This is a genomic window from Algoriphagus sp. Y33, assembly GCF_014838715.1.
Lineage (GTDB): Bacteria > Bacteroidota > Bacteroidia > Cytophagales > Cyclobacteriaceae > Algoriphagus.
Window position 1 is genome coordinate 2,941,117 of record NZ_CP061947.1, and the last position, 24,278, is coordinate 2,965,394.

Sequence of the window (24,278 nt, forward strand, 5' to 3'; positions counted from 1 at the left end):
TGTCAATTGGTTCTCAAAAACTGCTCTACTTCGGTAATGGTGACTATACCCGAATCGGTCTCTTTCTTCAGCAATCTTAAATTGCCTTCCTCATCGTAGGAATAGGTGATCGCAAAATTCTCCTCATCAAGAATTGAGGAAAGACGTAATGTCACCGGATCATACACATAAGATTTCATCATGGCATCGGATGGCATAATCCTCACATCATCAATCCACATTGCTGAGTTTGCCCCTTTTGAAAATTTTGTTTGGATACGTTTGGTGCCCGGTGGAACCACAAAATCCCCTTCGACTTTTCTCCATTTTTCAACGGCATGTGAGGATGGATGGAATCTGGTTGAAGAAATAACCGTCCCCGCCCCATTTTCAAAGATTAACTCAATAAACTGATTTGGATCCGAGATAATGGAATTGGAAGACTGACCGTTTGACACCCAACTTGAAAAACTATATTTCTTTGCCGGCTGAAGACTCAGCAGATCCTGGGTAATTGACTCGGTAGGATTCACGATCTTCATACTTCTCTTGCCTGTATGGGCAAAATTGGAATCAAAAATCAATGTCTCCGGGGTATTTAGCGTAACCTTAAAAACAGCACGGGTATATGCCCGACTGAACACATCAGGAAGATAGCCAATGGGTATGACAAGTATTGTTCTATTAGGATCCGTTGGATGCGGTTGTTTGCAAATTATTGAAGTATTGCTAAAATTCGGAAGTGAACCATAAATGTCCAACGGTGCTTCGATTGACACGGAATTGAATTCACTTATTTCTTCCATGGGAATATCAACCACAGCCAAATATGTAGTCAGCCTGATATTTGCCTGAATAGGTTTAAAATCTGAACCCTGAAATAATCTCCAATTTCCAATTACCGGGCTGGAAATGTCCTCAAAATCGGTGACTAGAATTTCATTTTGCCTGGCATTGGAAGCACTTGCTATTACATTGGCCCCTTTGTAGCCATATAAATTGGAACTGTATATCCCCAAGCCATCCACTGATTCATCTGCAAAACCCTCTTCACTATAGGAATTGTTTTTTGCACCCAATACCCATCCGTTTTCTATATCCTGGCCGGGGTTTATATAAGAAAATCCCTTTAGATCATAGGTTCCATCTGCTGATAGATTCGGCTGGTCAGAATACGACCTTTCGCCATCATAGAAATAGGATGCCAGTGGATTCCATACCCCTGATTTACCATTCTGAAAGTCACTTAGGCCTGATAAATCGGCATTCTTAAAATTCTTAACCCAACTATCGGCATAGGATTGGACGCTGGAATTAATCACCTGTCCACTTGTCGGCACTGTAACTTCATAGGAAACCGTTTCCAGATCATTCTCTGAAATTTCCGCTGCCTGAAAATTAACGGACCTCGTATTGGACAGTTCAAAAAGAATGGTGTTGCCACACTTAAAGTTGACTTTCAAAGTGACGGGATATGTTCCATTCGACGCATAAGCATGAACCGGAGTTCTATCGGCTGAGCTGTTTCCATCACCAAAAGTCCATTCATAGGATAAGGGGGTACACCCTTCTATTAAATTGAGATCCGGCTCAAATGCAGCCGCACAGTACACGTTATAGGCATCGAATGCCACTGTTCCCAAAGAAGCCGTGTTTTTGGTGAGGACATGGTTCCTGCTTCTCAATGTCAGCAATGGTGCATTACTGTGTGTAATCGTATAATAATATGTCCCATATTCAGGATCGGTCAAATAAGGAGTGGTATACCTATAACCCGATCTTGAGGTTTCAGCCTCCATCGGCACTCCGGTTCCATTCACCAGTTTATACCATTTATAGGTAGCATTGGAATAAGGCCATCTAATTTCTCTATCCACCTCAGCAATGAATTTAAATGTGAATCCAATTCTTTCAGTGGAATTTTTCTGTACATCAACCAACCCTTGGGGTGAATAGGTAAATTGACTTCCTGAAAATGAGCTGTATACACTCAAAAAATCATTGAAAGAAAAATTACAATAGGAAATATCCACCAAACCGGTTACTGCGCTCACTTTCTCAGGCAGTTTACCTTTCAGTCCCGGATTGTTGTTTGTCCTGAACTCCAGTTTATAGGGCCCTTCGCCCATCAATCCCGGAGGAAGCTCCCCTGAGAACCCATTATACCCTATATTAAATGTATTAAGCATCTTCTGCTCCCCCAGCCAGGCTGGGATTGTTCCGGAAAGGCCACTTCCATAAGCAACAAAAGATTTAAGGCCTGTAAAATTAGCGGTTCCGCCCGGAAGGCTTCCTGAAAATTGATTGTCATACAGAAACAGTCCCTCCAGATGAGGCAAACTCAACAAGGTTGCCGGAATAGCTCCGCTCAGCTTATTAGCTCCCAATTGGAGGTAGCTAAGGGAAGACATTTGATTGATCTGGGAAATAATGGGGCCTGTTAAATTATTTCCTGTCAAATAAAGCGTATGGAGAGAAGTCAAATTGCCGAATGAAGTAGGTATACCACCCGTCAGATTCGAATAGGTCAACAAGAGAACCTGAAGCTGGGAGAGATTTCCCAATTGGGCAGGTATGGTGCTAACCAAAAGAGGATTATATGAAATATTCAAATAAACAAGATTTGTGATAGAACCAAGCTGTGTCGGGATTGCCCCGGAAAACTCGTTATTACTCAGGAGCAACTGACTTAAACCGGTCATGCTCCCAAGGGTAGCGGGTATAGCCCCGGTAAGATGGTTGCCATCCACATTCAGTGAGTTCAGGTAAGTCAGTCCACTGATAGCGGTCGGCAAAGTGCCGACTAAGTTATTGTTTTGCAAATTCAATTCCACTACATGCCCTGCGCCATCTACCGTAATTCCATACCACCCACTCACATCCGGCGGAGAACCTGCCGTGGTCCATCCTGTTTTATTAGTCCAACCTGATCCACCCGAACTGTTATAGATCGCCTTAAGTGCATTGAATTCAGCTAATGAAACTGCCGGGCTCGACATAATAGAATATTGACTTGCTCTGTTGGATGGGGTTGACATTTCATCCCCCTGGCTATTTTCCATATCAGAATCATTAAAAGAAAAAGAAGAGACAAATCTTGTCTGAATTTCCTCTTGAACCCTTTGCTCCATTTCCATCCTTAGCTGTTCCAAACCCTGGCTTTCAGTTTCCGCTTCGGACTGGGCGGAAATATTCTGTACGAGTGCTACATACAGAATCAATACGGTATATATCTTTTTCATTTATGGTATTGGACGTGGTGTAGGGATTCGATCTCCTCTAGAAGTGGTGAACGTAGAGCCGTTTTCAGGCTTCTCCAAGCCTGTAATAGACCTGCTGATCGGAGTAAGTATATTTCTGTTTCCTGATCGATACACTTTAGCCTCCAGATCGCTGTAATTACTCAAGTCCGCATCTGCGGAATAAAAAACATGTTCCCCATTAATACTTCCCTGATATATCCCCCGGGCCACCGGAATCCGTAGATCACCGGAATAGGTGTACAAGAGCAGTTCATCTCCTTTTATAAGTAAATTGGAATTTGCCCTAGTTGACCCAAACACAAATTCATCCATGGTCTCTTTGTATCTGGCGAGATCGGGAATTTTTATAGCATAACCGACAGTGGTTTTTGAAGGCCCCATGCCGGAGTAGGTATGGTAAGCAGGAACTGACAGGGAATATATAGGAGCCTCAAAATTATTGTTTACTTTTTGTAGTATGGTAGCGCCTGTCAGGGCATCCCAACGTAAGTGCTGCGCAAGGATTTTTGAGCCGAGATTGGATGACTCAACTGACTCAAGGATGCCTTGCTGAAAAATGACTTTATTGGTGACTATGGTCCTGAGTTTATTCTGAACCCTCCCCACATTGGGATAAACCGATGGCAGCGGAAAAATAAAAATGAAGTCGGCATTAAACGTGGCTCCTCCTGAATAAGCCACATCCGTAATTTCCCTGGCATCTACGATAAAATCGGATTGATAACCATAATATACATTTTTGTCAGCCGGTCCCTGTTCATCCAAGAGAGAATAGACGTTGTTTCCTCTCGTTGAAAACAAACTGTTAACTTTTGCTGTTTTTTTCCTGTTTAAAACACCTACCTCAGCTCTATAATTATACCTTGTCCAAGAAATTGGCTCAGAACCAATTTCGCCCGTATTCCCCTGCGCATATACCTCCTCAGATTTGAGTTTCCCATGCATATCATTTAACACAATGCCATAGCCCTGGCTCGCCACAAAATCATTCTCCTGAACTTTCAAAAATGGATTTGGAAATGTGGCAATATTGATTTTCTCTTTTTTCAAGTCTGTTTCAAGGGGAATTACCGGAAAGTCCCTGGCAGTATAGAACTCCATTCTTTTCATACCCGTAGTCCCATAGGTCGCATTGCTGCCTTCCGGTATCACAAAATCATGAAGTATTTCATAACCTGCTTTTTTGGCTGAAGGCAGACTCAAAATCTTCACCTCCGAATATCCTACAGAAGGCGAGGGGTATAAACTTTCGTTTACCGGATATTCAAAATACAGATTGGCATTACTTCTCAATTTTCTGATTTCCTTGTATTGTTTGGATTTCCTAAGTGTATTTTCTTCCCCACCGACAAAAGGTTCGAATGTGCTTACCCCGCTACTGATCCTGTTCCCCTTTTCCATTTGGGTGTAATCGTACACCTGCCCATAAGTACCCTCAACATCATGTTGCCATCCATCATCGATCGTGATTTGCCGGACTCGATGGCCGCCTCCTATTTTATCATAATTAGCACTTAAGAGACGTACGCCGGATTTTTTCAGGTTTATCTCCCTTCCCCAATTGTTGTTCTTGCAATAGTCATTAAAGCCCTCTATGGTTTGCCGTATTGATCCGGCAATTCCCGAAAGCCCCTTATTCAGATTTATCCGCTGTTTTGCCGAGTTTGCGCGGGAGAAACTCTTGGTCAAATTTGCTGCCCAAGGCTGGTCCAATTCTAGGTGTTTCCATGCCATGGCCGCAAAGGGATGGACTCCATTGATCTTAGCCAGCTCAAACTCTCCCGAGACATAATTCCCCGTGCCATCCTTTATCAGCGTCATAGGAGCATTCAAGTTTATGTTGAGGTAACCCTCTATAAGTTCAAAATCACTTCCCTGAGGTTTTCTTAGATTAACATCCAGTTTCACAAAAACCTCTTTGGTATCCATATCCAAATACTTCATTACCTCTGACTTTTGGTCTATGGAGGACAGGGTTCCGCCAATCGGTTTATCCAGTTTAAACCTTATTTTCGGAGTGGTAGATTCCGGATTAAACCCGTGCACCAGCCTGTCCCCGCGTTCAGTACCGGAGAGTTCCATTTTCGCCATAGCCCCTGCCTGCCCGCTCTGGACAAAAGCATACCTATCGGCTTCATAGTCTACCTTAATGGTTCCCTTTGAGGGCAATACTATGGAGGATAAATTCCATGCGCTGGCAAACTGATCCTGTAACCCTTCATTTTCAGCACGCTGATCAACGTAAGGCCAGTCTATAGTTGATTCCCCGTTGGATAAAGCAGGTTTATAATTTCCCCACCGGTCTTTGGAATATTGGGAGTATGACGGGTTAAAATCAGAATAAGTAAACGTGTAAGGATTTTGGCTGCCCTGGGTACCGGCACCGTTTTCGATAGCCACTGATTTCAATGTCAGCTTTCCCGTACCCCCTACCGCATTTGGCAGATTGGAACAAAGGCTGTTGTCATAGGTGAATTTTACTTTCTTGATGGGATCTGACTCTCCCCCAAAACGGGTAAACAATTTTACTTCCTTTAGACTCTTCATGCCCATTCCGCCGGACGGGCTGGCATTATCCTGAAAACGGTCTACCGCCCCCCTAGCATCTGCCCGATCCTGAGTATCAAAAACAAACTTGGCAATATGGGTTTTCGTCTCCGCCTGTTTGAGGAAATACACCTCTTTCTCCCCATAGGTAAATGCTCCCTGGTCGTCCCTCGCATCAATGGCAAAACCTTTTAAATAGTGTGCTTTTAGATACGGGTCGCGCCACTTGTACCTGTTTGCTTCATCAGTGATTTTTTGATAGGAAAACTTAACCCAGTATCCCAAATCATCACTACTCACCCCATCTGCTGTGACATCCACGTAATCCGAACCTTGTATGGAGGTGAGCAAGTAACTGTAGGCGTAAGCAGGGATTTCCGTTTTTTTATAGTATTCCTTAGTGCCGGGAATTTTATAATTGGGTTTTCCATTGGTTTCGGATACCGTGGTAAACAATCCATCGCCGCGATTGGTGGAAAAATTATGCTCTTCCTGTACCAAATTATATACCGGCAGACCGAATATGTACCGGAGTCCATTCTGATCCGTAATTATGTAGCCGGCAATATGGTGCTCGGGAAAATTACCCCTGTCCAGAGAAACAATGTTATTGTTCTTGTCAAAATATTCAATGTTGAGTTCAGGGATTAAACTGAGGTTATTTTTTAGAATATCTGCGTTGATAAGCGGAAGCACTTCCCGTTGAGTCTCTGCCTTCATTTTCTCCCCGAAAGGAAGCTGGGGACTTGATGCGTATCCCTGCTTTTCATTTACCATGTGGATCATCCCACCTCCCTTTTGAATTCTCACGTTAACAGCTTCCAATCCTCCCGTCTTATCATACAGGGACTGGGAAAAACTATTGCGGTCCCCGACAAAACTATAGTCAACCGGTGCAACTTCTGATGATTCAGCTGTTCTGTTGAAAAAAAACTTTTCTATAAATTCGGCTCCCCATGCCCAGAATCCTGATTTATTTTCAGCATAGCTGGGGGTGGCATTGATGCCTACATGCTTTCCACCAACTTCCACTCCGGCGGAAAGCCCAATAGAATGGGACTTTACCGTGCTTTCGGGAACCAATCCAAAGTCATTTCTATACGCTCTGAAAGTCCCCCCAATACCTGCTGCTGAAACACTGAACAGGTCATAGGTATGGTGCGGGATTGCCAGGTTGGGGGAAAAAGAATTGATCATCCCGTCCTTTTCCCTGTTTAGATCAATAAGATAATCGCTGTTTGGATTTACTTTGTGAAAGTTGGAGTATCCATAAGCGGGTGTTCCTACCCGTATTCCATCATCTTTAAATCCACTTTCATTATAATACCCTGTCACATGGCCATTGGGATAGGTCCCAACTACCCCTATCCCAACTTTGACGGTTGCAGAAAAACTCTTATGCAACATGGGAAAGGGATTTTGTGGAAAATAAGAAGGATGGGCAAAAGAAAAGGACGTAACACTGGTACCTGAACCAATCGTTTCTTTGGTAGATTCTGATTCAGCCATTGGAATTATGGAAGTTAATCCAATTGAACTTAAACCGGATTTAGAATTATAAACCCCGTTCATCCCCGCCTGAAAGGATTCAGAGCCATATGAAAACCCCATGCCGACTGTTCCTCCTTCGTTCGAATCAAAGTTCAGTCCCAGGTTTGCTCCTACCTGCGGGGATTTTGCTACTTCCGAAAGCCCAAAATCAGCAGAGATTGAATAGCCCGGACCATTTAAATTATTATTATAAATACCCAGACCCAGACTGGGTTTAACTTTAAATATCGGAAATCCTATTACCTCAAGTCCAAGTCCCGCCTGCACACCTACCGTCACACTTGGAACCATACTCACTGTATTGTGAATTAAATCCCCTGCAAACTCATCCGGATATCCCCTCAGCTGACGGTTAATCGCCCCTGAGGACAAGATCCAGCCCAATCCTACCCAGGATGCTTCGTCGTCCATTTGGGATCCGGCTGCATAGGATAGGGTAAACGGATAGCCTCCATTTGGCCCAGGCAATTCGAAAAGCGGGATATTGTAAGAAAAATCACCGGTAAAGGGATCTACCATTTCATTGGTACCAATAGCCGAAAAACCCCTGAATTCAGGAGCGGATGGTCCTGAGGTCAATGCAAAAACCCGGGTTGATCCCATCGGAACCAAAAAAGTCAACAATAAAAAAAGTGCGATACTTTTCCTTCGCTTGTATAACAACATAATCTAGCTTAATAAGGGATTACTTTTCTATAATTCGTTTTTTGACCGGATCCATATTGAATAAAATGGAATTGTAATTTGGAGCTGAGACATCACAGGCCACATTGACTGTCTGATAGTCAATCATCCCGCAGGAATCCGTGACTTTCAATTCAATCTGATACGGAGGTGGTAAGTCCACCAAAATCCCGCTGCTGTATCCCTGGATTGGTATCAACTCTTCAAAATCAGCATCTCCCCCGGAAAACTTCCATTCAATCAGGTAAGGGGCTTTTCCTCCTTTTACATCACTAAAAAACTCAATTAACGTGTTGGACGGAGTCTGACAGTCTATGTTGATGGGAGATTTTACAATGTTTACTTGTATGGGCAACTCATCCCGCAGGGGATCTATCAATAAGTTCTTTTTGTATCTTTTCCCCATGTCGTCCACCAGCGAGAGGTCAAAAATCGTGGGTTCCTCCAGCCCTGACAAGTCTACATTAGCAAGCAAAAAACTGTTATTGCCGAAACTTTTCCGGAAGATGTAGCTATCGGAATTCTGATCTGCTTTATTTTCCAAAACTATCCGGACAGAATCCTTCGTTCCGAATTTATCTTCAAAGATCACCCCTATTTTACCCCCATGATACGCTATCTGCTGAAAGTCGCCCTGAACGGCATTGAGATGGACATAATAAACCGTGGTATCAGATGTCCTCAAATGATTTTCAAGTTCATCGTACTGTTGGGCAAACACTGATGATGTCCAAAGCAAAATCGTGGATATTAATACAACATATTTCATTATTTGCGGGATAATTTGGAGATGCCTATTCTAAAATCGACTACATTATTATAGCCACCCTTCAGGGATTGCGGATTCAAAAGTGTTTGGATATTAAGTTTCGTCTCCCCGCCGGGCGAAAGATTAAACAATCTCCCTGCACCTAGCTTAAGGTTGGAATAAAGGCCTTCGGCTTCGGTAACAACTTCAGAAAAATCCGGATTCCTCCTAAATGAATTTTCCACGATTACAAAAAGCTTATCTTCAAAGATTTTTCGTCTGGCAAACAGTCTGGCTCCTATGGCAGAAAAGTCTTTGCCCGAAACCCCTATTTCAGGTCCAAGCCCCAATTCATAAAATTCGCTTAGCCTAACCCCCAAACTTCCCGAAAAATCAGAAACCGATACGTTATCCTTATACTTTTCCATAGAGACAAGCCCCTCAAAAAACAGGTTATCCTTAAGTTTCTTCTTTTCGGAAATCAGATACATACTTAGGGAATCCTGTATTTCCTCGCTGATTCTATAGAGTTTGTCACTTGCAAGAGAACGAATACTGTCTACTATTTCCCTGTCCTTGACACTTATGACCCGCTTTGCCATGGCTTGCTTTTGGGTGACACCCTCCAAAGCCATCGCCTCACCGCCTATCTCCCCGGAAAATTGTGATTCAAGCTCTTTTTGAAACTGATCTTTATCCTGCCAAGGCAGATCCCGCATTTGGCCACCAAAAAGGGAATCAGCAGAAAATCTTTCCAAAATAGAGGTTGGGATAGAATCAAAACCACCATCTAAATAGTGGGTAAGACCGGCAGGCTTACCCTCTTGTAGCCGACGGACAGCCTTATCTTCCCACAGTTCGTCGGGGATTAATGAATCCTCATTGAAAGTCGGCTCCCCGCCGGATTCCTGCGGCATTTTTACAAAACGGAGAATGTTTTTCAATGAATCGGCACTTTGCGGTTTTTGCTCAGAGGCTTTTTGAAAGCTTCCGATATTCTTTAAAAATAAATCTGTCTTCTGCCCTTTGATAAGGGTATCGACAGGTAATTTTTCAACAAAACTTCCTGACAGAGAATCAAAATCATCATCAAAATATTGGGTAATGACGGCAGATTTTCCCTCCTCCATCGGAAAGACCTTGCCGGACACTAAAGAATCATATTTAATGCCCTTCTCCAATTTAGAAGCAGGCAATATCCCGCTATTCCTGAGAAAGGATTTTGATAAGTCGCCCTTTTTCGGTGTTGACTGTATAGTGTCTAATACGGGAGAAAATATTTCAACACGTTCACCAATTATTTTTTCTACCCTGCTCTGAGCCGGGCTTTCAAACGTGAAGCAAAAAATCAATACCAAGAAACAATATCCCTTTGCCATTCATCGTTGATTAAAGAATTGGCCGCATGATACATTTTTTATTCTTAAGTAAAAATTACCCTATATAGGGTATTGTTTATATGGAAAAAATTTCTATCAACATACGAAGGGATAATTCTTATATGCAATCAACAGAAAACCGCATACATGTCTTGGATCTAACCAAGCCTACCCCCATTCGTAAATGATTGATTTTCAGCAACAAAAAATTAACCCTATTCTTTAAAAAAATAAAAACAATCCATACCCCAATCCGGTTACACCGACTATTTGAGTAGGATCTTAGCGTTGGCCTCAATCATTTCCGTGGCAACAATAGCTGCTCCTACACCTAAATCTCAATTGGGATATGCCAAGACAAATTCCCTCCAAGACGGTCTTTGACTAGTCGCTGTGTCAAACTACCGTGACTACCGATGCTGTGATGCAGCTTTATTTAAGACTTGCTGAAAAAAGGCTCAGGTATGCCAGCTTCGAGGTGGCCGAGTGAAGAGGTATGGGTATATCTGGAATGAGGCCAACGAATCAGATGGTAGGACTGAGACTAGCTTGAAAATCCCGGTTCCGGAATTTTCTGATGCATGGATTAAGACCTATTGTGCTCAATACCCTTGCACTTGTTGAAAAACCGTTCGCCTCAAAAATGGGTCAATCATTCAAAAGGATAGCTTTTGATCTATTACTGACATTTTTCATCACGCCCTATTTATTTGATCACGATAAATTAGGTATTCAAAGCAAATTCGGGCTGTCTTTTTGATTTTCCATGTAGCAAAATCAACGTAATAATACACACAGCCGTCATGATGATTCCGGCAATTTGATTCAGATCTCCCAGGAAATTTACCCATGTCACCTGCGAGCCACTGAACTCTTTGAACAGCATCACTCCCACACTTCCGCTGTAGCCCAGTGCGTCTGCGGTGTAGAAAAGAAAACCAACATTCCCACTAAAGCGCAGCATTGCAATGAATCGCTCAAAGATCAGACAATGAAATAAAATGTAGGGCAAATAAAGTCCTACTCCATTGATTATCATCCACCAGATAGGTGACATGACGCCCTTTTCAAAAACAAATGTCAACACCACAATCCCTATACAGCATGTCATGCTCAGATAAATCCCATAATCAAACGCCTTACGGTTGTCCCGTATCAGCACTCCAAAAGCTGCAATCACCAAAACCAACACCGCTACAGGAATCTCGGTCAGCGTGATCAGTTGTGGACTACCATGCATACCGAGCTCAGCCCAAAATTCCACCATAAAATTGTCACGGAAATCACGCACAATTGTCAAGAGCACATACACCACCACCAAGCCGCCAAAGACCAGCCCATTTTTTCTCAAAAAATCCATCCGTTGCCGTGCATTCATCGGCAGCCGTTCGGACCGAAGCATCAAATCCTCCGTTGAGCGTTGCTGGGAACTGCTGAGCATTCGTACTGACACCAGAAAAAAAGGAAAGAAAAGTAAACCCGTGAGAAAGGGCATAAAAAATTCACCTATGCCAAAATCCTGCATCAACCACAACCCCGCTGATTTCACCAATCCTGTGGAGAAAATAAAAGTAGCACTCAATGCAGCAGCCAAAAGCTCTGTGTTTTTCCTCCCCTCCAGATAGGAAAAAACCAACCCAAACACCATTCCCAATGGAAATCCATTCAAAAACAGCGCAAACGGCTTCAAGTTGATAGGCAAAACTGCAAAAGCCAAAAGCATGAGCAAGCCGAATCCGACCAAAGCAATTAAGGAAATGGCACGTCTATTGGGTGTCATTTCGGACACTAATTTGATGCCCAGAAACTTAGAAAACATATAGCCAAGTACCTGACTGATCACCAGCACAGTCTTAAGATCCATCCCGTAAAAACCTGCGTCGAGGTATTGCCCGGCTAGAAATGCCTTACGAACCGCATACATACCCGTGTAGCAGAGAAATGCCCCGGTCATTAGCATATATGTTGATCTTTTAGGAAAAGACATCCTAAATACCGCTGGCATGGTTTTCATGTGTTTATAATTGTTTTCTATTGGCCACATGGAATCTCGCACGGTTTATAATCATCCCACTGTGTGTCGTCTTCGACATGCTCGATTTCATCTGTTTATAATTTGCTTTTAGAGGTCAGATGGAATCTTTGACGGTTAAAACAATCATTGGCCTGTGTGTTTTAATGATGATTTCAATCGTGTCGATTTCATATCATGATTTTTTTAATCAAATTCTGACATTAGCCAAAAAATCCAAAAATCTAATTTAGAAGACTCTTTTCCGGGAGATTCCAGTAAAAAACAAAATCTCAAAACTTTATAAGTTAGCTAACTAAATACTGTTTTCTAACTATATAGTAGTATTGTATTTCAAAGATATTGGCATCAATTCAAAAACTTAAAACCTGCATGTTAAGTGTTTATTAACTTTTAACAGCAATAAATTAATTTTCCAATTAGGAAATTTTTTAAGTTTATTTGTGCCCATCACAAGGGTAGATTTTGGACAGGGAAATCGCTTTTAACTTTCTAGATAGAAATAATGCCACCCCCCGGGGTTATTATACAACATAAAGACGTTTTAAGCTAAAATCTTATTATCCCCGCCACAGTGCGCAAGCTCTTCGGGATTTAAAAGCCTGAAATTCTAAGATAGTTATAGAAAATGTTGGATTTTGCTTTCAGTTAAACCCCAAAGAACCTGTCCCGGGAATCGGGAGGTGAAATAAATTTTAAACGCGATTTTCCTGAGATTTTGGACTACACCGAGTCAATAGACAGAATTTTCACAGAGGGGAATCACACCAAACTCCTGAGAAAGCCATCTCTATCATTAAAAACAAATGAGGAAAAAACACTACATCAAACTTATCGTTTTTGACATGGCAGGAACTACTGTCAATGAAAACAATGTGGTCTACAAGACTCTCCAACTGGCTATCAATAAGCTAGGTCATGACGTTACGCTTCACGATGTGCTGTTGAATGGCGGGGGAAAAGAAAAACTACAGGCTATCCGTGACATCATGAGACCTGCTTACAACTCTTCCGATTCGCTTGAAAAAGATGCACAGGCTGCATTCTCTGACTTTCTTATTTTGCTAAAGGATGCTTATGAAAACTTAACGGTGACTACCTATGAGGGCACAGTAGCGCTCTTTGAGTATCTCCGAAAAAATGGTGTAAAAACAGCTTTGAACACCGGGTACAACACAAAAACAGCGCTTTCACTCTTGGAAAAATTGAACTGGGGCGAAGGGCAGACATTTGATGCGTTGGTGACCGCAGACGATGTGGACAGAAGCAGGCCCGCTCCTGATATGATTTTGCTGGCTATGGAAAAGTGTGGGATATCCAACCCCAAGGAAGTGGCTAAAGTAGGTGACTCGATGGTAGATATCGAAGAAGGAAAAGCAGCCCACTGCGGACTGACATTTGGCGTGACTACCGGTGCCCAGACAGCAGACCAACTTAATGCAGCTCGCCCGGATTTCATTATCGATTCACTTCCGGAATTGAAAAGTATAATTGCAATAAGGGGCTAATTATCAATAGCCATAACAACGTCTCGCCCTGTTCCTATTTCTTCGTATCCGGCAAGCTACCACACACATTTTGAGAATTCTTCTAACATTGTAATTCATGAATCCACAACATGCTATCGTAATCGGCGCAGGTATCGTAGGACTATCCGTGACCAGAGCACTACATGCCCAAGGCTGGAAAGTAACTGTTATTGAGCGTCATCCCCAGGCTCAGGGAGCATCAGTGAGAAATTTCGGTATGATTTGGCCTATAGGTCAAGCGCAGGGCCCAAGCTTCGACCGGGCTGTACGTACCCGGGAAATCTGGCTAGAGATGGCTCAAAAAGCCGGATTTTGGGTTGAGCAGACCGGCGCATTGCATTTAGCATATACTGATTTGGAGCTACAGGTGGTCTCGGAATATGTATCTGCCATGAAAGGCAAAAATTCGGCCCGGCAACTTTCACCGGAAGAAACCCTTGCGAAAAGTCCTGCAACCGTCGGGAAAGGACTTAAAGGGGCACTTTGGACTACGGAGGAGATGATAGTGGATCCAAGGGAGGCCATCGCCAAAACTGCTAACTATCTTGAAAGCCTCCAAGGCGTAGACTTCGTCTGGAACAGAGCCATCTCACGCATCGAAGGAAACACGGTTTACAGCGGTCAGAAATCCTGGTCTGCAGACAAAATATTTGTCTGCAGCGGTGCTGACTTTGAGACCTTATATCCTGAATTGTTTGAGTCCACTCCTATCACCAAGTGTAAGCTACAGATGATGCGCCTGGTACAGCAGCCGCAGAGTTGGCGTATCGGCCCGCCACTATGTGCAGGACTAAGCTTTATACACTACAAGGGTTTTCAAGTTGCGGCTTCCTTGCCGAAGCTTAAGGAAACCTATACCGGGCAGTACCAAGAACTGCTTGATCTGGGTATTCACGTAATGGTCTCCCAAAATGGCAAGGGAGAACTGACCATTGGTGACAGCCATGAATATGGGCTTAACTTCACACCCTTTGACTCCAAACATATCAACCAACTAATCTTGGAAGTGTTACGGACTTTTGCACAATTTAAGGACTGGGAAATCGACAGCTCCTGGCACGGGATTTATCCTAAAATGACCAATGGTGCGACGGAATTTGTCCATCAAGTCGATGACATCGTTACCATTGTCAATGGAATGGGAGGCGCAGGAATGACACTTTCCTTTGGACTCGGTGAAGAGGTGGTAGCGTCCAGCCCAAACCGGTAGGGAGTTCCTCTGCTGGTTTAGGCGCAATCATTTGACAATTTTATAACATGATAATAAAACTCTTGAGGCTCAATTTATTTTGAGCTGAGAATGTACAATTCCGAAGATGCTATATTGGATCAGTTGCTTCTCTCAAACTAATGCAAAACAATCCGGCGGGATACCCGGGCGGGCACAAAGGCGTACTATACTTTGTCTTCGAAGAAATAAACTACCAGCATTTGTACGGGAATATTGCCCACATTTACCGGATTATGCTCCAGCCTTCCGTCAAATAACATAGAATCTCCCGACTCCAGATCAATTTCCTGATCTCTGAAAATGTACCGTACTGAGCCCGAGATAATGAATTTGTACTCAAAAGCATCAGTCTGCACAAAATCCCGTGTGGATCCCGGCTGGATCTCCAGAAGCACAATATCAATGGTGCTCTGTTTGACTTTCTTAGTGAAAACCCGAAAATACTCATAGCCGCTAGCTGCTTCCTTTTCGAATCGCTCATAAGCTGACTTACGCCGGATCAATACAGGGGATTCACGCGCATGCAGGTCCAATTCTGTAAAAAATGAATCCAAATCAACTTCCAGTGCTTTGATGATCTGAATCAAAACCAGCAAAGATGGAATAGTGCGACTGTTTTCGATCTGCGAAATCAACCCCTTGGTGACTCCTGCCAGATCGGCAACGTCCTGCAGGGTCATACCTTTTTCCTTGCGAATACTTTTGATTTTGTTACTGATCTGTACGATCACTTCATGCTCCATGTCCTGCTATTTTGGGTGTGCTAAGCTAACCTACTTATTTATTGAAAAGTAAAAAAGCAGGTTACGTTAGATTTAGGATAATTGAATTACCCTTTGTGTAATAGCCCGCATCTAACCGCCTCACTTTTGATGGAATAAATTTCCGGTTAAATTGACTAGCAAAAAGGGAGCTTCATGCAAAGCATCCACTCCCTGAATTAACAAACCAATTAAATCAATGTTTAGTAAAATTAAACATCAAAACACATCAGAATTCTAAATTCAGATTATTTATATGTTATCTTAAAACCAAAGAACTATTATGAATCTCATCCAGTCCAGCAAAAACAATTACCTACTTAATTTAGTCTCATTTTGGTATAGTGATGACAACAACTTCAACAAATCACAAATTCTTAACACCATTACTTTGAGAAGTTTGATCCCAATACCTTATTTATGTATATATAAACCTGTTAATTATGGACAAGAAAGCTTCCAAACTCAGTAGCGCCAAGAGAGTTGACATGGTGTTTGATCTATACAGAAAATTCGGACAGGAGGATTACATAGGAGAGCCTGTATCACAGATTGAGCATATGAGCCAATCTGCCCAAATTGCAGAAAAAGAAGGACATGATGACGAAGTGATTTTGGCAGCATTCTTTCATGACATCGGGCACTTATGTGTCAACCAAGGAGACTTTGAAACCATGCATGGCTATGGGATACTAAGTCACGAGAAAATCGGAGCTGACTTTTTAAGAGATATTGGGTTTCCTGAACGAATAGCCAAATTGGTTGAAAACCATGTACAGGCCAAGCGCTACCTGACCTACAGATATCCGGAATATTACGAGAAACTCTCCCAAGCAAGCCGGAAAACACTTGAGTTTCAGGGCGGAAAAATGAATGAAGATGAAGCTGTTGCCTTCGAGACTGATCCACTCTTTGAGTTGTCTCTTAAGATGCGTACTTGGGACGAAATGGCAAAAGAAGAAAACATCCCCCTGCCCGATCTGGAAAGCTATATACGGATGGCAGAACGATTGATCAATTAGTGCAAGGTTCTAAATTCTGATTACAGACAGCTCATTTCCGTTTAATTCTTACCCCACAATACTTTTTTGAAATCTTGGGTAGATGTTTTACTCAATTGAAAAAAACACCCCTCCGAATGCCGGAGAGGTGTTTTGAACAGCTTCAGCTGGGATGGCAACTAGAGAAAGCCACCTAAAAAGCAAAAAGTCTAGTTGGTTCCTTCCACCATTTCCCTGATGCCCCTGTCGGCTTTCGAATCCGGATATTCCATTCCCAGCAACTGGAAAATGGTACGGGCAACCATGGAAGAATGCCACTGGCCTTGGGACTTCATTTCGCCACCGGCCGGTGTATCGGGTCCAATAGCCGCCATCCAGATCTCTCCCGCTTCAGGCACAGATGAGCCATGACTTCTCCAAGAAGTTTTGCTGATGCCACGACCATGATCGGTGGTAATGATCATCGTAGTCTTGTCTTTGTACTGAGGGTCTGACTGCACGAAGTCCCAGATCTCCTTGATATAAGCATCCGTCTGCTTAGCTGACCAGATGTACTGATCGTACTGATTTCCGTGTGCCCAGTCGTCAGTCTCTCCATAAGAAACATACAGCACTCTTGGCTTTTTGTTTTTCAAGGCTGCCATTGCATAGTTCTGTGTAAACACATCCAATCTCACTCCTCCCCATGGCCCGCGGATTTCGGATTGCATCTTGTTGGTCAAAATCTCTTCAGGGGAAAGATCAGCCCCCTCGGCAATGTCAAATCCGGCATTCACGGGCACTGCACTTCTCTCCTCATTTATTATATAGGGAAATACATCCCAAGAACCGAAGGCCATCACTTTACCCTTAAACCCAGGTTTCTGATTCAGATACTCCAGAAAAGTCACATTGGGATTGTTGATTTTATCATTACTGTTGATGTGCCTATCATCTGCAAATCCACTCAGCACTTCATTGTACCCAGGATAGGAAAACCACATTTTATTGCTGTTGTCAACCTTATTTCCATAAGCACGATTGCCATAGATTTGACCTTCTTCGGCAATGGTATTCCACAGAAACGGCAGTAGCATCCCCCTCCTCACAAGAGGATCTATATTCCAGAAATCTTCCAGTAAAGATCCCGGTTCTTTGACCATTCCTGTATCATCCACAAGCAAGGAATCCGCCCCTTTGAATACCTCCTGCCACCTCAGCCCATCTAATGTGATCAGGATGATGTTTTCAGTCTTGTACTCTTGCCCTTTTACCGTGCCTATCCGGAAAAAACAGAAAGCGAGAGCCGCATAAATAATTGATTTTTTTAACATTATTTTTATGAGGTTATGAATTAACATGAACTTGTATCAGAGTTCTCTCCACCTACCCTAATGCAAAATCCGAGTTTGAAAAGTCACCCCTCATTCTACTAAGAAGGGTGACATTTGAGTTAAGTTATACCTTTTGAGGGACTATCCAGTCTGCTATCTAATTAATCCATATCCCACCACACGCGTGTGGTAATGGCATCCGGGCCTTGACGCGCTATCGCACTTTCGTAGTTCGCTTTATTGAGCGATTGCACAGAACTAGGATACATGAAACGGACAGGAACCGTATTGATGTAAGCTGCAGGCCCCGGAGTGATTTTAGGATAATCCGTTCTTCTCCAGTCATACCAGCCTTCCATTCCTGAGAAATACAGGGCAAGCCACTTTTGAGTACCGATTTTGGACAGCTTCTCTTCAGTAGAGCCGGTATAAGCTACTTCCGGCTGCGCAAAATACGCATCTCCCACTACCAACTTATCTGCTATCTGAGGTAGATTAATGATTTCATATCGGCTTTTGTAATAAGCAAAAGAAGACTCAATCCCATTTTTATAATAATCTTCAGCTGTGCCGGTAGTGATATACCCTCTTTCTCTAGCTTCTGCCAATACAAACTGAAGTTCTGAATAACTCATTAAGATCGCCTGGGCACCAATAGGATTTGCCAGCGGGGTACATGCAGAACAAGACCATAGATACCCCACACGGGATATGAAATTAGAACCGCCCTTGGTAGGGTCACCTGAAGGAGAATAAGCCAAAGCCTCCTCATCCGCCAAGCCGTTTGGCACCCCTTGGTAATCGTCCTTAGTTCCGATCACTCCTGCTCCGGAGTCGTTAGTAGGCTGCGCATAGGCATACAATCTTGGATCTTCCAGCTCTTTCAAAACGTTTTCCATTCTTTCACTCAACCTATACTCATCAAAAGAACCGGAACGGGTAGTATACAACCCATGCTGGTTTGGTACATCCTGAAGGTATTGCAAAGCCGCCTGATCGTCATTGGAAGTGAAGATCGGGTACTGCGTAGGATCAGAAACAATCGCCTGCATGCCTGCCGCCGGATTCATCCGGTCAGAAAGCCTCATTAGCATTCGAAGCCTAAGTGAATTCGCATACTTCTTCCATCTCACCACATTCCCATCGAAAAGAATATCTCCTTCTACACTTTCTGCCGTTGATCCCAGTAAGGCATTCGCCTGCTCCAGCTCTGCAAGAATCCCATTATAGATCACTTCCTGCGTATCAAAAACCGGGTAGTTCACATCTTCCTTGGCTTTCGTCGCCTCCGAATATGGCAAATCCCCGTAAGCATCCGTCATAAACGAATAAAGACTCGCTCTTAACACAAGGGCAATCCCGACGTAATTACTTTGCCCTGCTGCCGTAGAGATCTCGATCACATTGTTCAGATCCCGAATAGAATTGTAGAATGTGCTGTATGGGTTTCCTTCGGGCCCCCAGTTATACCTGTCTTCATTGGTAAACTGAATCTTGGCAGTCTGCTGCATCACTACGTTCCCGTACCCCCAAGCCTTTCCCGAGATTTCATTCGTAGTATTCCGGATGATGTTCGGCAAAAGCAAACTTGAAGAAACCATCTCAGGGCTGTTTGGATTTGTGTTAACTTCATCGAAATCCTTGTCGCAGCTGACCAGAGAAAGCATTGCTGCCAACCCAATTCCTGCTATATATTTTGTATTGAAATTCATACTATTCTGTTTTTGAGAGTTTTTTAGATTCTAAAGGCATAAAAAGTCTATCAGCTGCCGATGCTTAGAACTTTACGTTAAGATTAAAACCAATACTTCTTGTAGATGGAAAAGACATATCCTCCACACCGGGGATTAGCGTACCGCCACCCATTGCCATCGTCTCAGGATCGAAGTGGGGATTCTCTGTCCAAAGCACCAGGTTTCTGCCTACCAAGGAGATTTTCACATCTTCAAAGGGCAATCTGCCCAAAATAGATCTTGGGATAGTATAACCCAATGTCACTTCCCTAAGCTTCAAGAAAGTAGCATCATACTTAGCCGCTTCCACATTATCCCGTTCATAGTATCTGTTGTGCCAGTTTCTGGAAGTAGTTTCGAAAGTATTTGGACTGTAAGAACCGTCCGCATTTGCCACTACACCCTCACTGATGATGCCGTTGCCTTCGCCTTCTAAATCATAGCCGGTTTCGCGACCGTAAAGGGTTTCTGCAAGCTGACCGGAAGTACTTCCGATAGTCTTGGTTCTTGACACGACTATTCCCCCATATCTAAAGTCAAACAAGAATCCCAGATTGATTCCCTTGTAGCTGAAGTTGTTTTGCAAGCCAAGCATCCAATCCGGATTGTAATTTCCCTGAAGCTTCAATTCCGGATCCATAAGTGGCGTTCCTGTGGAATTGTGGATGATCTGGCCAAAATATTCAGAATCTTCATCCTCTACTCTGGCAAAGCCTCTTCCGTAAATATTCCCCATTCTTTCCCCTACTCTCGCCTGAATATCGGCTCCGTTTCTGCCTGTAAGAGAATAGGTGTCAAGACCTTCCGTCAATTCTAGAACTTTACCCCTGTTTCGCGTGAAGTTGGCCATCAGATTCCAGCTAAATCCGGAGCTGTTTCTGATTGGATTTGCGCTCATCACGATTTCTATTCCCCTATTTTGAATCTCACCTGCATTGATTATCCTGGAAGCATAACCGGTAGCTATATCCAGTTCAATTGGAATAATCTGGTTTTTGGTTCTGTTGTCGAAGTAAGTAAAGTCAATGCCCAATCTTCCTTCAAAAAAACGCACATCAAGCCCCGTTTCAAATGCACCGGTTCTTTCAGGCTTTAATTCTGAGTTGGAAAGTCTGTTTGATTCAGATTTTGACTGAATAGACCCCCAGGCAGTCTGTGAGCTATAGACATTGGAAAGGCTGTATGGATCGGTATCATTTCCCACCTCAGCATAGGCTAATCTTGTTTTTAGAAATGAAATAAATCCCGGCATAGTCACCATATCAGAGATCACAGCACCGAATGTAGCAGAAGGATAGAAATAGCTATTATTATCAGCAGGTAACGTACTTGACCAGTCATTTCTGCCTGTGAGGTCTAGGAAAAGGATGTTTTTGTAACCAATCTGACCGAAACCATATAAAGAGTTGATGCGCTTCTCCGAATTGTACTGAGTCACCTGAAGGTTTACTGCTGTATTGGTGAAGTTGTAAATGTTCGGGATCAATAGCTGAGGAGCTACCGTCTGCAAGTACCTGTTTTCCTGACGCATTTGGTTCCCACCTACCGCAATACTATAAGTAAATACCTCACTGTTAGATTCAGAATAAGTCAATAAGAAATCAGAGTTGATTTCGGAGAAATACAAGTTGTCTTCCCTGTAATTTCCTTTCGGAAAACGCTGCGTACTAAATGCTCTTTTCCGATCTCTTAATTCATTATAGGTATCCAAACCTGTTCTCAGCATCAAGTTTAGCTTATCGGTGAACTTGTAGTTTACCGAGATATTACCATAGATTCTATCCTTAGCCTGTCCGTTGGTATTTTCATACACATTGAAATATGGATTATCATGATAGTTATAGTTGTAATTATACTGTTGCTGGCCTTCCAATCCCGGCATCCAGTAATCTCTCAGGTTTGCCGTATTGACCTGACGGCCATACCAAATCCACAAGTACATCAGGTTTTCCGTACCGTAACTGATATTTGGTCTGTTTCCGCTGTCAGTTCTCTGAAAGTTAACCGTAGAGTTTACTGTGAGTTTATCCGTAAGGTTAAGCCCCCCATTCATGGAAATGGTATTTCTCTTTAGATCCGTATTTGGCACAATTCCTTTTTGATCCAAGTTGGTCCAGGATAGGCGAATATTTGCATTCTCATTGGCGGCAGCTAGCGCCACGTTATTTGAAAGCGTCACACCTGTACGGAAAAAGTCATTGATGTTGTCCGGACTCGACACCCAAGGAGTAGGTAGGATCACACTTCCTTCAGGCGCATTGAGATCCCCACCCCTGAAGCCGTTGACATCTCTTGGAGAATCGAACTGAGGAATCATTAAGCCGGCATCCAGTCTTGGACCCCAGCTTTCATCCACCCCATCAGCGATACCTGAACCTGCTCCGTTTACAAATTCAAATTGACCGTTATTTCCCTGACCGTACGTATTCTGCCAATCCGGAAGTCTTAGCGCATTGTCAAAAGTAGTGTTGGAGTTAATAGTGATTCCCAAGCCTTTCTTGCCTTTGCCTGATTTGGTAGTAATCAAAATAGCCCCATTTGCAGCTCTAGAGCCGTATAGTGCAGCTGCAGCGGGCCCTTTCAAAACAGTCATGGACTCAATATCGTCAGGGTTGATCTCACCCGCGGCATTACCGTAATCCACTTCCTGATTGGAAGACCCGGAAGAACCAACTATATTGTTAGATATTGGAACACCGTTCACTACAAACAAGGGTTGGTTTCCATTGATATTCAAAGAGGACTCTCCACGGATAGTAACCCGGCTGGATCCTCCGATTCCTGAAGAACTGTTGGTGACCTGAACACCCGCTACTCTTCCGCTCAGGGAGTTAATTACGTTTGTCTCCCGAGCCTCCGTAAATCTATCCCCCTCAACGGCTTGCACAGCGTAACCCAAGGCTTTGGTCTCCCGCTCCACTCCAAGGGCAGTCACCACTACTTCATTGAGTGCAAGACCTTCTGTGAGCGTAACGTTAATTGTAGTTGAATTTCCTACTTCTTGCTCGATAGATTCAAAGCCTACGAAAGAAAAGATCAAAATCTCTCCTACGCTAGCTTGTATAACATAGTTTCCATCAATACCGGTTACCGTTCCCCGGTTAGTACCTTTAACCAGTACCGTTGCTCCGGGTAGAGGCTCATTAGTTGCGTCAATTACCTTCCCCTCAACATTGGTTTGTTGGGCGAAAGAAAAATTGATGATAAACAGCAAGCAAGCCGTTATCACACATTGCCAAATGCTTTTTTTAGCAGTCATTTTGAAGTAGAGGTTTTGAATAAGTATTATTTTAGTCTCAAAATTTTATTAAAACTATACTTTCCCTATTGGCTAGTGATTAAATCAGCTTTATCAAAAAATGAATTAATTGTATGTTAATTCGGCAATAAAATGCCCTAAAACCCTAATAATTCGGAAAATAGACATTACTGACACTTAACATTCCTATCGGGATTCCTCTTTATTATCCAACTTTTATTCAAAAAAGTATATAAATATTAAACCATTAAGATTTGGCAGCTGATAAAAACCATCTTCCAAAGAAGCTAGATGCCTCCCCTACCTCCTGTCCCAAGCCAGCCGTCTGGCAAAACAAAAGGACATGGTCTCCTGCCCAGAGAGCATCGCTTGAAAATGAGGAATGGTGTAGGAGGTGGGAAGGTGCGTAGGATGTATTTTATCCATCCTTAATCCCCTATTGACCCAAATCATTGAAGTTGAGGCAACTCTCTTCCTCCATTTACCCTGGCTTTTATATTTCTGTAGTGAGGAAAAAGACCCCAAAAGCCACAAATCACCTGTATGTTACTGAAAAAATCTAAGGGCTAAAAATCACCTTACTATTCATTTTGAAAAATTTTCATGAAAAACGGCTTTTTTCTAAGAGCCCTGTATTACCTATTCTAATTTTGAGCTAGCTTTATCATCAAATGCAAATTATGAGGGTTTTGGGAATCCTATACTTATTTCTCAATTTGGTTTTTTCGTTGAGCGTTTGGGCAACGGATCTACCCGTGAGCTTGGATTCCCCTATTCCATCCTCCAGCGAATCATTCCAATCAGATCTATCCTTTCAGCAAAGCCCGGTCCTGGTCATTGGTGAAGCACTACCCAACTACTTTGTTCCCAGTAGGACTGTAATCCGTACTGTTACTCATTTTTTTGAATCTCATTCCGTACTTGAAAACTATTCCGGTCTATCGGCCACGTGCCGGTCAATGGGTAGAAATTATCGAAAATCAGCATTTGTCATTGATGTTGGCCTGCCCACCCTGTTGCTTATTTTTCCGCACCACTATTTTACCTAGCTACAGCAAGAGCTTCTGCTCTACTGAAAAATCGTTCAGGAAAAGCAGCAAGCTGCTATTGGTTGAAAGGTGTACTGTGACTTCAAAAACGGGTATTTGATCTATACAGGTAATCAGTGAAGAGGGGATTATCAATCTGTCTCCCGCTCAGCATTATTGGTTGGCTTAAACCCAATCCTTGTATTGATTGTCCGGAAAACAGCCCATCCCCTTGGAAAC

At 43.0% G+C, this 24,278-nt stretch carries 12 protein-coding genes; 3 read left to right on the forward strand and 9 right to left on the reverse strand.

What is annotated here, in order from left to right; all coding sequences use genetic code 11:
- Positions 1-2: 2 nt before the first annotated feature.
- The 5 genes from ID165_RS11910 to ID165_RS11930 form a co-directional block, all read right to left on the reverse strand.
- The gene (locus tag ID165_RS11910; protein WP_192350838.1) at positions 3-3,221 is read right to left on the reverse strand and encodes a PKD domain-containing protein; all 3,219 of its coding nucleotides are present in this window, start codon (positions 3,219-3,221) and stop codon (positions 3-5) included.
- Positions 3,222-8,006, reverse strand: a complete 4,785-nt coding sequence (locus ID165_RS11915; RefSeq protein WP_192350840.1) for a hypothetical protein — start codon at positions 8,004-8,006, stop codon at positions 3,222-3,224.
- Between the two features lie 19 nt (positions 8,007-8,025).
- Positions 8,026-8,793, reverse strand: coding sequence for a hypothetical protein (locus ID165_RS11920; RefSeq protein WP_192350842.1), 768 nt, complete (start codon positions 8,791-8,793; stop codon positions 8,026-8,028).
- Complete coding sequence (locus ID165_RS11925) at positions 8,793-10,151, reverse strand: hypothetical protein (protein ID WP_192350844.1); 1,359 nt, start codon at positions 10,149-10,151, stop codon at positions 8,793-8,795. The genes ID165_RS11920 and ID165_RS11925 overlap by 1 nt, the downstream gene beginning before the upstream one ends.
- Before the next feature lie 724 nt (positions 10,152-10,875).
- Positions 10,876-12,195 carry a DUF5690 family protein gene (locus ID165_RS11930; RefSeq protein ID WP_225587105.1) on the reverse strand — a complete coding sequence of 440 codons (1,320 nt, stop codon included), beginning with the start codon at positions 12,193-12,195 and terminating at the stop codon, positions 10,876-10,878.
- Between the two features lie 794 nt (positions 12,196-12,989).
- On the opposite strand from ID165_RS11930, the gene ID165_RS11935 reads away from it, so the two are divergent.
- Together ID165_RS11935 and ID165_RS11940 are read left to right on the forward strand one after the other, a co-directional pair.
- On the forward strand, positions 12,990-13,691 hold the full coding sequence (locus ID165_RS11935) for an HAD family hydrolase (protein WP_192350846.1): 702 nt from the start codon (positions 12,990-12,992) through the stop codon (positions 13,689-13,691).
- Between the two features lie 97 nt (positions 13,692-13,788).
- Positions 13,789-14,922 carry a TIGR03364 family FAD-dependent oxidoreductase gene (locus tag ID165_RS11940; RefSeq protein WP_192350848.1) on the forward strand — a complete coding sequence of 378 codons (1,134 nt, stop codon included), beginning with the start codon at positions 13,789-13,791 and terminating at the stop codon, positions 14,920-14,922.
- 185 nt (positions 14,923-15,107) lie between these two features.
- Here the strand turns inward: ID165_RS11940 and ID165_RS11945 are convergent, their stop codons facing one another.
- A complete protein-coding gene (locus tag ID165_RS11945; RefSeq protein ID WP_192350850.1) occupies positions 15,108-15,686 on the reverse strand; it encodes a helix-turn-helix domain-containing protein in 579 nt (192 codons plus the stop codon).
- Positions 15,687-16,147: 461 nt separating this feature from the next.
- On the opposite strand from ID165_RS11945, the gene ID165_RS11950 reads away from it, so the two are divergent.
- Positions 16,148-16,726 (forward strand): phosphonate degradation HD-domain oxygenase, encoded by a 579-nt coding sequence (locus ID165_RS11950; RefSeq protein WP_192350852.1) that lies wholly within the window; start codon positions 16,148-16,150, stop codon positions 16,724-16,726.
- Between the two features lie 188 nt (positions 16,727-16,914).
- Here the strand turns inward: ID165_RS11950 and ID165_RS11955 are convergent, their stop codons facing one another.
- The 3 genes from ID165_RS11955 to ID165_RS11965 all read right to left on the reverse strand — a co-directional run bounded on the left by ID165_RS11955 (position 16,915) and on the right by ID165_RS11965 (position 23,010).
- On the reverse strand, positions 16,915-18,018 hold the full coding sequence (locus tag ID165_RS11955; RefSeq protein WP_192350864.1) for an alkaline phosphatase family protein: 1,104 nt from the start codon (positions 18,016-18,018) through the stop codon (positions 16,915-16,917).
- Positions 18,019-18,179: 161 nt separating this feature from the next.
- Positions 18,180-19,730, reverse strand: a complete 1,551-nt coding sequence (locus ID165_RS11960; protein ID WP_192350866.1) for a SusD/RagB family nutrient-binding outer membrane lipoprotein — start codon at positions 19,728-19,730, stop codon at positions 18,180-18,182.
- Between the two features lie 64 nt (positions 19,731-19,794).
- Complete coding sequence (locus ID165_RS11965) at positions 19,795-23,010, reverse strand: SusC/RagA family TonB-linked outer membrane protein (RefSeq protein ID WP_192350868.1); 3,216 nt, start codon at positions 23,008-23,010, stop codon at positions 19,795-19,797.
- Positions 23,011-24,278: the final 1,268 nt, after the last annotated feature.

Bases quoted from the DNA above. Each gene is read 5' to 3' on its own strand.
- ID165_RS11910 (WP_192350838.1), bottom strand. From the start codon at position 3,221: ATGAAAAAGATATATACCGTATTGATTCTGTATGTAGCACTCGTACAG.
- ID165_RS11915 (WP_192350840.1), bottom strand. From the start codon at position 8,006: ATGTTGTTATACAAGCGAAGGAAAAGTATCGCACTTTTTTTATTGTTG.
- ID165_RS11920 (WP_192350842.1), bottom strand. From the start codon at position 8,793: ATGAAATATGTTGTATTAATATCCACGATTTTGCTTTGGACATCATCA.
- ID165_RS11925 (WP_192350844.1), bottom strand. From the start codon at position 10,151: ATGGCAAAGGGATATTGTTTCTTGGTATTGATTTTTTGCTTCACGTTT.
- ID165_RS11930 (WP_225587105.1), bottom strand. From the start codon at position 12,195: ATGTGGCCAATAGAAAACAATTATAAACACATGAAAACCATGCCAGCG.
- ID165_RS11935 (WP_192350846.1), top strand. From the start codon at position 12,990: ATGAGGAAAAAACACTACATCAAACTTATCGTTTTTGACATGGCAGGA.
- ID165_RS11940 (WP_192350848.1), top strand. From the start codon at position 13,789: ATGAATCCACAACATGCTATCGTAATCGGCGCAGGTATCGTAGGACTA.
- ID165_RS11945 (WP_192350850.1), bottom strand. From the start codon at position 15,686: ATGGAGCATGAAGTGATCGTACAGATCAGTAACAAAATCAAAAGTATT.
- ID165_RS11950 (WP_192350852.1), top strand. From the start codon at position 16,148: ATGGACAAGAAAGCTTCCAAACTCAGTAGCGCCAAGAGAGTTGACATG.
- ID165_RS11955 (WP_192350864.1), bottom strand. From the start codon at position 18,018: ATGTTAAAAAAATCAATTATTTATGCGGCTCTCGCTTTCTGTTTTTTC.
- ID165_RS11960 (WP_192350866.1), bottom strand. From the start codon at position 19,730: ATGAATTTCAATACAAAATATATAGCAGGAATTGGGTTGGCAGCAATG.
- ID165_RS11965 (WP_192350868.1), bottom strand. From the start codon at position 23,010: ATGACTGCTAAAAAAAGCATTTGGCAATGTGTGATAACGGCTTGCTTG.